Below are 13503 nucleotides of genomic sequence, written 5' to 3'. Positions count from 1 at the left end.
GGTCGCACTCGTCAGCGCCGTCCACGTACAGCGACAGGTTGCCGCTGTGGTTCAGCTTCAACGTTCTCGCCGATCTTCAGGCGCAGGCCGAGGCGCTCGATGCGCGATTCGATCACTTCCGGGCGGCCGATCAGGATCGGGTGCGCCAGGCCGTCGTCGACCACGTTCTGCACCGCCTGCAGCACCACTTCTTCCTCACCCTCGGCGTACACCACGCGCTGCTTGTCGCTGCGCGCGCGGTCGTAGACCGGCTTCATCATCAGGCTGGTGCGGTAGACGAACTGGGCGAGCTTGTCGCGGTAAGCGCCCATGTCGGCGATGGGACGGGCGGCCACGCCCGAATCCATCGCGGCCTGGGCCACGGCGGCCGACAGTTCCACCAGCAGGCGGCGGTCGAACGGACGCGGGATCAGGTATTCACGGCCGAAGCTCGGGGTATCGCCGCCATAGGCCGAGCCCATGTCGGTGGCCGCACGGCGGGCCAGCGCGGCGATGGCGCGCACGCAGGCGATCTTCATGTCCTCGTTGATCGCGGTGGCGCCCACGTCCAGCGCACCGCGGAACAGGTACGGGAAGCACAGCACGTTGTTGACCTGGTTCGGGTAGTCCGAACGGCCGGTGCCGATGATCGCGTCCGGGCGGGCGGCGCGCGCCACTTCCGGCATGATTTCCGGGGTCGGGTTGGCCAGGGCGAAGATCACCGGGTCCGGCGCCATGGTCTTGACCATCTCGGCGGTCAGGATGCCCGGCGCCGACAGGCCCAGGAAGATGTCCGCGCCGTCGACGATCTCGGCCAGGGTGCGCTTGTCGGTGTCGCGCGCATAGCGCTGCTTTTCCGGGTCCAGGTCGGTACGGCCGGTGTGGATGACGCCCTCGCGGTCGAAGGCCAGGATGTTCTCCGGCTTCAGGCCCAGCTGCACCAGCATGTTCACGCAGGAAATGCCGGCCGCGCCCATGCCCGTGGTCGCCAGCTTCACTTCCTCGATCTTCTTGCCGGTGATGGCCATGGCGTTGAGCACCGCTGCGCCGACGATGATCGCCGTGCCGTGCTGGTCGTCATGGAACACCGGGATCTTCATGCGCTCGCGCAGCTTGCGCTCGACCACGAAGCATTCCGGGGCCTTGATGTCTTCCAGGTTGATGCCGCCGAAGGTCGGCTCCAGCGAGGCGATGATGTCGACCAGCTTGTCCGGGTCGGTTTCATCCACTTCGATGTCGAATACATCGATGCCGGCGAACTTCTGGAACAGCACGCCCTTGCCTTCCATCACCGGCTTGCCGGCCAGGGCGCCGATGTTGCCCAGGCCCAGCACCGCCGTACCGTTGGAGATGACGGCCACCAGATTGCCACGCGCGGTCAGCTCGCTGGCCTGCTGCGGGTCCGCCTTGATCGCTTCACAGGCGTACGCCACGCCCGGCGAATACGCCAGCGACAGGTCGCGCTGGGTCAGCATGGGCTTGGTTGCAGAGACCTTGATCTTGCCCGGCGGGGACATCCGGTGGTAATCGAGGGCGGCCTGTTTGAAATCTTCGTTGGACATCGACGTGGATTTAATGAATGGGCAAGGGGGACAGGGGATGATACCCCCGTTGGAGGGACTGGACCTGTCGCAATCCTGTCGCAACCATGCTGCGACCGCACAATTCCGTGCCGTATGCGACTGGTCCGGGAGACCAGCTTCGGCCTTGGCCATGACAGCCAGAGGACGCTTTGAAACAGTGCGGGGCCGCGTCACTTACATGACCGGCCCCGCAATACCACCTACCTGGATCAGCCCTTGGCCGGCAGTGCTTCCGGCACGGCATCGACCGGTGGCGGCAACTCGCTTTCGCGGCCATCCAGCGCCAGCTTCAGGCGGTCGCGGTCCAGCGCGCCTTCCCAGCGCGACACCACCACGGTGGCCACCGCATTGCCGATGAAGTTGGTCAGCGAGCGGCATTCGCTCATGAAGCGGTCCACGCCCAGGATCAGCGCCATGCCGGCCACCGGCACTTCCGGCACCACGGCCAGGGTAGCGGCCAGGGTGATGAAGCCGGCACCGGTGACGCCGGCCGCACCCTTGGAGCTGAGCATGGCCACCAGCAGCAGGGCGATCTGGTGGCCCAGGGTCAGTTCGGTGTTGGTGGCCTGGGCGATGAACAGCGCCGCCAGGGTCATGTAGATGTTGGTGCCGTCCAGGTTGAACGAGTAGCCGGTGGGAACCCCAGGCCCACCACCGATTTGCTGCAGCCGGCGCGTTCCATCTTCTCCATCAGCGACGGCAGCGCCGATTCCGACGACGACGTACCCAGCACCAGCAGCAGCTCGGCCTTCAGGTAGCGGGCCAGCTTGAACACCGAGAACCCGCACAGGCGGCAGACCACGCCCAGGACGACGGCCACGAACAGGAAGGCGGTGAGGTAGAACGACCCCACCAGCCAGGCCAGGTTGACCAGCGAGCCGACGCCATACTTGCCGATGGTGAAGGCGATGGCACCGAAGGCACCGATCGGGGCGGCCTTCATCAGGATGTGTACCAGCTTGAACACCGGAGCGACCAGTGCTTCCAGGAAGTTCACGATCGGCTTGCCCTTCTCACCCACCGAGGCCAGCGCGATGCCGAACAGCACGGCCACGAACAGTACCTGCAGGATGTTGCCGTCGACGAAGGCGCTGATCAGCGTCTTCGGGATGACGTCCATCAGGAAGCCGACCAGGGTCAGGTCGTGCGACTTCTCCACGTAGCTGTGGACCGCGGTCTGGTCCAGATCGGCCGGGTTGATGTTCATGCCCGCGCCGGGCTGCACCACGTGCGCCACGATCATACCCACGATCAGGGCCAGGGTGGAGAAGAACAGGAAATAGGCCATCGCCTTGGCAAAGACCCGGCCCACCGTGCGCAGGTGAGTCATGCCGGAAATGCCGGTGACGATCGTCAGGAAGATGACCGGGGCGATGATCATCTTCACCAGGTTGATGAAGGCATCGCCCAGCGGCTTCATCTTCTCGCCGATCATCGGCTCGTAGTGGCCGAGGACGGCGCCCAGGATGATCGCCACGATCACCTGGAAGTACAGCTGGCGGTAGAGTGGCAACGGCTTGCTGGGCACCGGTGCGGTGGTCGGGATGTGCATGGCGGACTCCGGAAGGAGAGAGTTCTGACGCGAACGACCCGAGCCTGCGCAGGGATCGCCTCCGTGGATCTGGCCGCAGGCCCGGCACCCTGTGCAGGGGCAAGCGGCCAATGGACGCCTTTGTACGCGCCGGGCACGCTGACGCAGATAACCTATTGGTAGTAGCCCCCCGGTTCAGCTGGCCCGGGTGCCTACACTGGCGTTGCACCGCCTGCCCCCCGGGCAGGCCGCTGGCCCGACCTGAAGCCCCGGGCGACCCCCTGCGAGAATTCCGGCCATTACGGCCGTTGTAGTCCTGCCCACACGTACCCCAGAGAGAGAGACGCACCACCATGCGCCCCATTCCGACCCTGCTGGCCCTGTCGCTGGCCGCCCTGCCCGCCTTCGCTTCAGCCGCCGATTTCGACAACTGGCCCACCAGGTACGCCTTCAGCGACGGCACCGAACTGGCCGCCACCGCCAACATCGCCTACGACTACAACGACTTTTCCTCGGGCAGCGGCATCGAAGACGATGACGCCGTGCGCCGCAAGGAATTCGGCGCGACCCTGAAGAAAAAGGGCGTGTACGACGCGATGGTCTACTACGACTTCCAGTCGGAGACCTGGCTGGACGTGTTCGTGCGTTTCGAAAGCAAGGCCTTCTTCGGCCGTGATGTCGGCCGCTTCCGCTTCGGCTACATGAAGACTCCGGTCGGGCTGGACGGCAACACGTCCTCGCGCGCCGGCAGCTTCCTGGAAGTCGCCCTGCCCGTGCAGGCCTTCTACGCCGCACGCCGCACCGGCGCGGAATGGGTGCTGGAACGCCCGCAGTACCTGCTGCAGGCGGGCGCCTACGGCGGCAAGGACCTGCAGGGTGACAACCCGGGCACCATGCAGGCCGTGCGTGCGGCCTGGACCCCGGTGAAGGCACCGGGCGATGTGGTCCACCTGGGCCTGGCCTATTCGCAGGAAAACCCGCGCGGCTACCGCGACGGCCGCGATGTGCACCACGACGCCAGCGCCCGCCTGCGTGCCCGCCCGGAAGCCGGCCTGACCGACATCCGCCTGGTCGATTCCGGCGCCCTGGTCACCGCTGACCAGATCCGCCGCACCGGCCTGGAAGGCATCTGGATCCGCGGCCCGTTCTCGCTGCAGGGTGAAGCCCTGCAGGCCACCGTGACCCGCAAGGGCCTGCCCGACTACACCGGCCACGGCCAGTACGCGATGGCCAGCTGGGTGCTGACCGGCGAATCGCGCCCGTACAACGCCGGCGCAGTGGCCAACATCAAGCCGGCCCATGCCTATGGCGCGGTCGAGCTGCTGGCCCGCTACAGCCGCATCGACCTGGACGATGGCAGCATCCTCGGTGGTCGCCAGCATGACCTGACCGTAGGCGCCAACTGGTACCTGACCAGCCACTTCAAGTTCCAGGCCAACTACGTGAAGGTCGATGCCAGCCGCCGTGGCGTGCACAGCACCCCGGAAATCTTCGAACTGCGCGCGCAGATGCACTTCTGATCCCTTCCACGGCGCAGAAACCGGCGGGCGTGCATGCCGCGCCCGCCGGCCCTGCGTAGACTGCCGCCATGTACTGGTTCAGCCGCCACCGGATGCTGTTGCTGACCATCGCAGTGATGGCCGGTGGCACCGTGCTGTGCGCGATCAGCGCCGGCCACTACGCCTGGCGGCGGGCGCTGGCGACCGAAAGCAACCAGGTGCAGCGACAGCTGCAGCTGTATGGCCAGGGCCTGCAGCAGCGCATCGACCGCTTCGGCACGCTGCCGCAGGTGATGGCGCTGGACCCGGACCTGCAGCAGGCCCTGCGCGCGCCGCTTACGCCGGCCGAACGGCAGCGCGTGAACCTCAAGCTGCAGCGCGCCAACCAGGTCACCCGCACCTCCACCCTGACCCTGGTCGGCCGCGATGGCGTGGCCCTGGCCGCCAGCAACTGGAACGAGGCAGCCAGCAACGTGGGCGAGGATTACGCCTACCGCCCCTACTACCAGCAGGCGATGGCCCATGGCCGCGGCCGTTTCTACGGCATCGGCATGACCACCAACGTGCCTGGCTACTACATGTCCGAAGCGATCATCGATGGCGCAGGCCAGCGCATCGGCGTGATCGTGATCAAGATCGAACTGTCGGCGCTGGAACAGGAATGGCTGGGCAGCCCCGACGTGGTGCTGGCCAGCGACAACCACGACGTGGTGTTCCTGGCCAGCCGCGATGCCTGGCGCTACCGCCTGCTGCGCCCGCTGGGCGCCGACGAGCGCCGCGAGATGCTCGATGCCCGCCAGTACGCCGACCGTTCGCTGCAACCGCTGCGCGTGCGCACCGAGGATGTGCTGGCCGACGGCGGGCGCATGGTGCGCCTGCTCGACCCGGTGTTGCCGCAGGCGATGCTGTGGCAGACCCTGCCGCTGCCGGATGAGCACTGGAGCCTGCACCTGCTGCACGATGCCGGCGGTGCGTCCAGTGCAGGCCGCGCGGCGGCCATGGCCGGTGCCGCCGTGTGGCTGGCATTGGGCTTCCTGGTGCTGTTCGTGCAGCAGCGCCGGCGCTTGGCGCGGCACCGACAGCGCAGCCGCAGCGAGCTGGAAACCCTGCTGAAGCAGCATGCACAGGAGCTGCGCACCGCCCAGGACGGCCTGCTGCAGGCGGCCACCGATGCCGACAGCGGGCTCAGCCGCAGCCTGGAGCATCTGCCGCAGGGCGTGGTCATCATCGACCGCGAGCTGCGCCTGGTGGCCTGGAACTCGCGCTACGTCGAACTGTTCCGCTTCCCGCCGGGACTGGTGCGGGTCGGACGCCCCATCGAAGAGCTGTTCCGCTTCAACGCCCGCCGCGGCCTGCTCGGTCCCGGCCCCATCGATGAGGCCATCGAGCGCCGCCTGAACCACCTGCGCAGCGGCCGCCCGCACATGCGCGAAAGCGAGAAGGACGACGGCACGGTGCTGGAGATCCGCGGCAATCCCCTGCCCGATGGCGGCTTCGTCACCAGCTACGCGGACATCACCAGCTACAAGAACGCCGCGCGCGAACTGCGCTCGCTGGCCGATGCGCTGGAACACCGCGTGGCCGAACGCACCCATGACCTGGAGGAAGCACGCCGCGAAGCCGTGCAGGCCAACCGTTACAAGACCCGCTTCGTCGCCTCGGCCGTGCACGACCTGCTGCAGCCGCTCAATGCCGCACGCATGTTCCTGTCGGTGTTGCGCGGCAAGCTGACCGATCCGGCACAGCAGCAGACCAGCGACCATATCGAAGCTGCACTGGCCGCGCAGGATGCCATCCTCAACAGCCTGCTGGACATCGCCCGGCTGGAATCGGGCAGCCTGCCCACCCGCGTGCAGGCGTTCCGGATCGGGCCCCTGCTGCAGACGCTGGCGCGGGAATTCGGCATCGCCGCGCAGACGCGCGGACTGGTCGTCGACTACGTGGCCACCCACGCCGTGGTGATGAGCGATGAAGGCCTGCTGCGGCGCATCCTGCAGAACTTCCTGTCCAATGCAGTGCGCTACAGCGAACGCGGCCGGGTGCTGCTTGGCTGCCGAAGGCGCGACGGGCGGCTGTGGATCGAGGTGCATGACCAGGGGCCTGGCATCCCCGAGGCCCTGCAGGGCGAGATCTTCGAGGAATTCCGCCGCCTGCATGATGGCCAGCAGCGCGGTGCCGGGCTGGGCCTGGCCATTGTCGACCGCATCGGCCGCCTCCTCGGCCACCCGATCCGGCTGCGCTCGCAGCTCGGGCACGGCAGTGTGTTCTCAGTGGGCGTGCCGTTCGGCAATGCCCGTGCGATCCCAGCCCCCCTGCCCGCCACAGTGCGGGCGCAGGAGCCGGCGGGAGACAACCCCCTGCGCGGCTGCCGGGTGTGGGCGATCGACGACGACCCGCATGTGTGTGCCGCCAGCCGCGCGCTGCTGGAACGCTGGGGCTGCGAGGTGGCGCTTGCCGACGGCCCGCAGGCCGCATTGCAGCACGCCCGTGCCGACGCGGTGCCGGAACTGGTGCTGCTGGACGTGCGCATGGGCGACCACCACGGGCCGGTGCTGTACGAGACACTGGTGGACGTGTGGCAGGCACGCCCGCCGGTTGTGCTGGTGACCGCCGAGCAAGATGCGGCGCTGCGCGAGATGGCCGCCGAGCGCGGCTGGGGCATGGTGCCCAAGCCGGTGAAGCCCCCAGCGCTGCGTGCACTGATGAGTCAACTGCTGGTCCGCCACCGCGGCTGACGTCCCGCGCCAGGAGCGGTGGCGCGCGCACCGGAGCGCCGCGACCGCGAATGCTCCGGCGGTCCAGACGCTGGCCCACCGCGCCACGGCGTGGCACTGTAGCAGGGCTTTCCACCCGTGCCTTGCACCCCCATGACCAACAGCCCTCGCGAACGCCTTGAACGCTACCTGCTGGCGCGTTCGCGGCACCCGGCGTGGCAGATCGTCGCAGCACGCCGGGCCCCCCTGATGCTCAGCTGCCTGCAGACCCTGTTCGAGGGCAGCTCGGACGGGGTCGCGTTCGATGACGCGCAGACCGCCCTGGCCGACCTGTTCAGCACCCACGCCGGCAACTCCGAACTGGACATCCAGGGCGATCCTGCGGTGCTGGCACGGCGTGAACTGCGCGACTGGATCCGGCGCTCGCTGGTGATCGAACGCGAGGGGCGCCTGCACGCCACCGATGCGCTGGAAAGCGCGCTTCGCTTCATCGGCTCGCTGGAAAACCGCATCATGACCTCCACGGCCTCTCGCCTGGCGGTGGTACAGCGCGAAATCGAACACCTGGACGCGCGCCTGAACAGCGATCCGGAAGCCCGTGCAGCGCATCTGCGCCAGCAGATCCATGCACTGCAGGATGAACTGGCACGCGCCGAGGCCGGGCATGTCGAGGTTGCCTCCGCACAGGAAGCCAGCGAGGCGATCCGGGAGCTGTATACCCTGGCCGTGGGCCTGCGCGCGGACTTCCGCCGCGTGGAAGACTCCTGGCGCGAGGCCGACCAGCGGCTGCGCCACGACATCGTGGCCGAAGGCAACCATCGCGGCTCGATCCTGCAGACCTTCCTGGACGGCCATGACGAGCTGCTGCAGACGCCGGAAGGACGGGTATTCCAGGCCTTCCACCTGCAACTGCGCGATGAAGTCGAACTGCATGCGATGCAGCGGCGGCTGCGCCGGATCCTCGAACACCAGGGCGCGCGCAACGCCCTGAGCCCACCGCAGGAAACCGAACTGCGGCTGCTGGTGCTGCGCCTGGTGAAGGAATCGGCCGTCGTGATCCGCACCCGCTCGCGCAGCGAACGTGATGTCCGCGGCTTCCTGCGCACCGGCGTGGCCGCCGAGCACAACCGCGTGGGCCAACTGCTGAATGATGTGTTCCAGGCGGCCCAGCAGGTCGACTGGTCGCGCCAGTCCGAACGGCGCACGGCCTCGCCGCTGCCGCCCATCGCCTTCTCCTGCGGCGGCCTGCCGCTGGTGGAGCGCCTGCGCTGCAAGGACCTGGACACGGACACACGCCGCGAGCTGGCCCTGGACCGCCATGCCGCCGACATCACCGAGGTGGAGGAGGACTTCTGGAACGCGCTCGACGGCCTTGATCGCGAAGCGCTGGTGCATGACACCCTGGAGCAGGTGCGCCAGGCCGGCGCGCCGATGTCGCTCACCGAGCTGGCTACCGCACTGCCACCCACGCACGACCTGGAGAGCCTGGCGGTGTGGATCGGCATGGCACGCGAAGCCGGCAGTGACTTCACCGGCGGCACCGAGCCGCTGGACGTGGTGACACGCGAAGGCAGCACGCTGCGCTTCACCGTGCCGCAGGTCCGGCTTGAGCCGGATGCCCTGGACGATTTCGCGTGGGAACCATGATCCACCCGGCACGCCCTTCCCCGTTTTCCGACAGCGAGGCCCCGATGCCCTCCGTTCCTGATTCGACCCCGGCGCCGCAAGCCACGCCGTCCCTGGACACGCTGGTACGACAGGCCACGCTGGAACTGCTCCGCCATGGCCTTCTGGACGGCGCGAAACCCAACCTGTACCAGATCGTGCTGACCCAGCTGGACACCGTCCGTGCGGTGCTGGCCAACCTTGACCTGGACCTCCGCATCGATGACATCCGCGGGCTGGCGTATCTGGTCGTGGCCGGGAGCAGCGGCGGTGACCTGGATGAGTGGTCGCACCCGCTGGTGCGCAAGCAGCGGCTGACCCTGGAGCAGTCGCTGCTGGTGGCGATCCTGCGCCAGCAGTTCATCGCCCACGAAATCGAATCGGGCGTGGGCGCCGCCCCGCCGCAACTGGACATCGATGACCTGCTGCCGCACCTGCAGGCGTACCTGGGCTTCCTGGGCAGCGACCAGCAGGAACGCAAGCGGCTGCTGGCACTGCTGGAACAGCTCAAGGGGCATGGCCTGGTGTCGGATATCGACCAGCAGGAACGCGTCACCGTCCGCCCGATCATCGTCCACCTGGCCAACCCGGAAAACCTGCAGGCCCTGCTGAAGGCCATGAAGGACGCTGCCGACCGCGCCGGTGATGCCGGTGATGCGAACGGCCGGCAGGAGGGTGAGGCATGAACGCATCGTCCCTGCTGCCCAGCAGTGTGCTGACCGACCTGGACCTCTACAACTGGGGGCCGTTCGAAGGACGCCACAGCGCATCCATGGATCTGGCCGGCACGGCCATCATCGGCCCGACCGGCAGCGGCAAGACCACCCTGATCGACGCGCTGATGACGCTGCTGGTGGCCAGCCCGCGCTACAACCTGGCCTCCACCGGCGGGCACGAGAGCGACCGCGATCTGGTGTCCTATGTGCGGGGCGTCTCCGGCGCCGGCAACGACAGCAGCGACACGGCCCACATCGGTCGCCCGGGTGCCGTGGTCAGCGCGATCGCCGCGCGTTTCAGCGACGGCGCCGCCACCGTGCGCATCGGTGCGGTGTTCTGGTTCGATGGAACCAGCTCGGCGCTGGCCGACCTGAAACGGCGCTGGCTGTTCTGCCTCTCCGACGAACCCGCGCTGGACGCCTGGCTGGAAGCCCATCGCGATGGCAATGCCCGGGGCCTGAAGGAACTGGAACGCCAGGTTCCCGGCCTGAAGGTCTATGAAACCAAGCAGCCGTTCCTGTCGCGGCTGCGCAGCCATTTCGAGGTGGGCGAGAATGCCTTTTCACTGCTCAACCGTGCCGCGGGCCTGAAGCAGCTCAACAGCATCGACGAAGTGTTCCGCGAGCTGGTGCTCGATGACCGCTCCGGCTTCGAGAGCGCACGCGCCGTGGCGGACGAGTTCACGGTACTGGTCGGCATCCGCGCCGAGCTGGAAACCGCACGCCGCCAACGCGATGCGCTGCTGCCGGTCGAACGCAGCTGGAAGGACTACCAGGCCGTGCAGGCCGAGAACCAGGCCGGCCAGGAACTGCAGACGCTGCTGCCGGCATGGTACGCGGGGCGGCGGCGCGACCTGTGGTCGGCACGGTTGGCGGAACTGCAGCAGCGGCACGAGGTCGTGCAACGGCAGCAACAGCACGCCGAACAGCAGATCGTGCAGGCGCGCGAGCAGGAAACCCAGCTGCAGGCCCTGTACATCGGCAGCGGCGGCGCCCAGCTGGAAATGCTCCGGCAACGCATCGACGCACAGCAGGTACTGCGGGAACAGAAGCGCGAACGCGCCGGGCACTACGGACAACTCGCTGCGGGCCTGAACCTGCAGGTCCCCACCGACGACGCAACGTGGCGCCACAACCAGCAGGCACTGGCCGAACTGCGCCACGCGCAGACCCAGGTATCCCAGCAGCAGCGCAGTGAGGCCTGGGAGGCGGGCGCGCGCTGGCAGGCGCTGGACGCCGAACGGCAGAAACTGGGCGCCGAACTGGCGCAGGCGCGTCGCCATACCACCTCCAATGTGCCGGTGGCCCAGCAGATGTTCCGCCTCGAACTGGCCAACCACCTGCAACTGGCAGAGAGCGAGCTTCCCTTCCTGGCCGAACAGGTGCAGGTGCCACCTCAGCATGCGCAGTGGCGCGGTGCGATCGAACGCGCGCTGGGCAGCGACCGCCTGCGCCTGATCGTGCCATCGGCGCGATTCGCGCAGGCATTGGCCTGGGTCAACGGCCGTGACAACAAACTGCATGTCCGCCTGCTGGACGCGCATCCCCCCGCCCAGGCGCCTTCGTTCTTCGGCGATGGGTTCGCGCGCATGCTGGAGTACGCTCCCGGCCCGCACAGCGACGCCGTGAAGGCACTGGTCGCGGGAAAGGACCGCCATTGCGTGGCCGACACCCAGGCGCTGCAGCGCACCGCACATGCAATGACCGTGCAGGGCAGCCTCTCCGGCAGTGGCGGACGGTTCGAAAAGCAGGACCAGAAGCCGCTGGACCGCGACTGGATGACCGGTTTCGACAACCGCGACCGCGTGCAGCAGCTGGAGCAGTCGGTGCGCGAAAATGCCGGGGAAACCAGCCGCGCCGACGCGCTGAAGCGCGCCGCAGTCGAGCAGGCCGAAGACACCGAGCGTGGCCTGCGGCTGATCGACCAGTTGCAGGCCATGCGCCTGGAGGACATCGACCATGGCCGCATCGAGCAGGACCTGCAGCGGCTGACGGCGCAGCTGCAGGAACTGACTGCCCCCGGCTCGAAGATCGAACACGCGCGCCTGGCCCTGCAAGCGGCCCAGGCCCATACGCGGGTGACGCTGGACGAACGCGCCGCCCTGACCGCGTCCTGCGCGCGGCTGGAGGAGGACATCGCCGCCGCAGGACAGCAGCTGGAAGCTGCGCGCGCCAGCGTCGAAGCGCCACTGGACAGCCAGCAGCACCAGCGCGCCGCGGCCCGTTTCACCGACCCGCCGACCACCGACCCGCACGCGCTGGACGCGCAGGAGCGCGCCGCCAGCCAACGCCTGGCCGATGAAGTGAAACGGAGTTCGGCACGCCTGAACACCGTGACCCAGGCGCTGCTGCGCGAACTGGCCGCGGCCAAGGCACAGGATACCGGCGCGCTGAGCGAAGCCGGGATCAGCGTGGAAGACGTCCCCGCCTATCGCGCCCGCTTGACCACCCTGGTGGAAGAAGCCCTGCCCGAACGGCTGAGCCGCTTCCTGGACTACCTGAACCAATCCTCCGACCAGGGCGTCACCCAGCTGCTCAGCCAGGTGGACATCGAAGTGGCGCAGATCGAAGAGCGCATCCATGCGCTCAACACCACGCTGTGCCGGGTGGACTTCCAGCAGGACCGCTACCTGCAGCTGGAGCCGCAGCGCGTGGAGCACGAGTCGCTGCGCACGCTGCAGAAGGCACGGCAGTACCTGCGCTCGGCACAGCTCAAGGACGATGAGGGCGAAACCCACTACCAGGCACTGGCCCAGGTGGTCGCACTGCTGCGCGATGCCACCGAACGACGCAAGACGCAGGGCGCGCTGGCCCTGCTCGATCCGCGCTACCGGCTGCGCTTCGCGGTGCTGGTCTGCGAGCGTGGCAGCGGACGCATCATCGAAAAACGGACCAGCTCCCAGGGCGGCAGCGGTGGCGAGAAGGAGATCATCGCCAGCTACGTGCTGACGGCATCGCTGAGTTATGCGTTGTGCCCGTTCGGCCGCGAGCGCCCGTTGTTCGGCACGGTGGTGCTGGACGAAGCATTCTCCAAGAGCTCGCACGCGGTGGCCGGGCGCATCGTGCGGGCGCTGCACGAATTCGGCCTGCACCCGCTGTTCGTCACCCCGAACAAGGAACTGCGACTGCTGCGCGACCATACCCGTTCGGCCATCGTGGTCCATCGGCGGGGCCGCTACGCCACGCTGACGTCGCTGAGCTGGCAGGCGCTGGAGGACTACGCCCAGGCGCGTCGGGCCCCGGACAGGCGCAGCGGATGAAAACACCCGCGCAGATCGGCCTCCTGCTCGCCCGCCAGTGGGAAAAGGCGCAGGTCCGCGTGGACCTGACGCGTGGGGCGGCGGCGTGGCCGCAGACTGTGGAGATTCCACAGCCCACGCCACGGCAGCTGGAACAGGACACCGCCGCCGTGCGCGCGCATCTGCAGTGCTGGCGCGCCGTCACGGTGGGCCGCGTCCACTGGCAGCCGCGCCGCTACCGCAGTGCCGCCTCGGCCATCGAGCTGCCGGTTGCGTGGGAGCTCGCCAGCCTGGGGGAGTGGTCTGCGGCGGCCGGTCCTGACGTGCAGCAGCAGGCGCAGCGGCTGGCATACCTGCAGCAGCACGCCCCCCTGGACATGCGCGAACTGCTGGCACGGCGCCGCGCCCTCTGGCGCGAACGCAGCGACGAGGACGTGGTGCGCGCCTGCGCGGTGGCGGCCCTGCTGGCCCCGGGCATCGCCCAGGGACAGCCGCTGCGGTCACTGGCACTGGGCGGCATGGACAGCAAGTTCCTCGAACGCCACCAGAGCCTGGTCACCGCCCTGCTCGACCTGCG

At 68.3% G+C, this 13503-nt stretch carries 6 protein-coding genes and 2 pseudogenes; 6 read left to right on the top strand and 2 right to left on the bottom strand.

Annotated features, from left to right (window positions below; all coding sequences use genetic code 11):
• Window positions 1-56 precede the first annotated feature (56 nt).
• Both ACQKDV_RS14045 and ACQKDV_RS14040 read right to left on the bottom strand, forming a co-directional pair.
• Window positions 57-1541, bottom strand: a pseudogene (locus tag ACQKDV_RS14045) (phosphate acyltransferase); the annotation flags it as partial.
• Between the two features lie 230 nt (window positions 1542-1771).
• Window positions 1772-3114 (bottom strand): annotated as a pseudogene (locus tag ACQKDV_RS14040) (dicarboxylate/amino acid:cation symporter).
• Between the two features lie 332 nt (window positions 3115-3446).
• Here ACQKDV_RS14040 and ACQKDV_RS14035 point away from each other — a divergent pair.
• The 6 genes from ACQKDV_RS14035 to ACQKDV_RS14010 form a co-directional block, all read left to right on the top strand.
• On the top strand, window positions 3447-4613 hold the full coding sequence (locus ACQKDV_RS14035) for an OprO/OprP family phosphate-selective porin (RefSeq protein WP_427784444.1): 1167 nt from the start codon (window positions 3447-3449) through the stop codon (window positions 4611-4613).
• Between the two features lie 68 nt (window positions 4614-4681).
• On the top strand, window positions 4682-7327 hold the full coding sequence (locus ACQKDV_RS14030; protein WP_427784443.1) for a hybrid sensor histidine kinase/response regulator: 2646 nt from the start codon (window positions 4682-4684) through the stop codon (window positions 7325-7327).
• A gap of 132 nt (window positions 7328-7459) precedes the next feature.
• On the top strand, window positions 7460-8953 hold the full coding sequence (locus tag ACQKDV_RS14025; RefSeq protein WP_427784441.1) for a DUF3375 family protein: 1494 nt from the start codon (window positions 7460-7462) through the stop codon (window positions 8951-8953).
• Between the two features lie 44 nt (window positions 8954-8997).
• The gene (locus tag ACQKDV_RS14020; protein ID WP_427784439.1) at window positions 8998-9657 is read left to right on the top strand and encodes a DUF4194 domain-containing protein; all 660 of its coding nucleotides are present in this window, start codon (window positions 8998-9000) and stop codon (window positions 9655-9657) included.
• Window positions 9654-12947: an ATP-binding protein gene (locus ACQKDV_RS14015; protein ID WP_427784437.1), complete on the top strand. Its 3294-nt coding sequence runs from the start codon at window positions 9654-9656 to the stop codon at window positions 12945-12947. The genes ACQKDV_RS14020 and ACQKDV_RS14015 overlap by 4 nt, the downstream gene beginning before the upstream one ends.
• On the top strand, window positions 12944-13503 hold a 560-nt coding region (locus tag ACQKDV_RS14010), incomplete at its 3' end, for a DUF3322 domain-containing protein (RefSeq protein WP_427784436.1). The genes ACQKDV_RS14015 and ACQKDV_RS14010, both read left to right, overlap by 4 nt.

Origin of the sequence: Stenotrophomonas sp. NPDC077659, from assembly GCF_050268705.1 — a bacterium.
Lineage (GTDB): Bacteria > Pseudomonadota > Gammaproteobacteria > Xanthomonadales > Xanthomonadaceae > Stenotrophomonas.
Note: the sequence above shows the minus strand (reverse complement) of the source record. Positions and strands in the feature narration are given on the sequence as shown.

Excerpts from the sequence above, each read along its gene's own strand:
- ACQKDV_RS14020 (WP_427784439.1), top strand. The coding sequence starts at position 8,998 with ATGCCCTCCGTTCCTGATTCGACCCCGGCGCCGCAAGCCACGCCGTCC.
- ACQKDV_RS14030 (WP_427784443.1), top strand. The coding sequence starts at position 4,682 with ATGTACTGGTTCAGCCGCCACCGGATGCTGTTGCTGACCATCGCAGTG.
- ACQKDV_RS14025 (WP_427784441.1), top strand. The coding sequence starts at position 7,460 with ATGACCAACAGCCCTCGCGAACGCCTTGAACGCTACCTGCTGGCGCGT.
- ACQKDV_RS14035 (WP_427784444.1), top strand. The coding sequence starts at position 3,447 with ATGCGCCCCATTCCGACCCTGCTGGCCCTGTCGCTGGCCGCCCTGCCC.
- ACQKDV_RS14015 (WP_427784437.1), top strand. The coding sequence starts at position 9,654 with ATGAACGCATCGTCCCTGCTGCCCAGCAGTGTGCTGACCGACCTGGAC.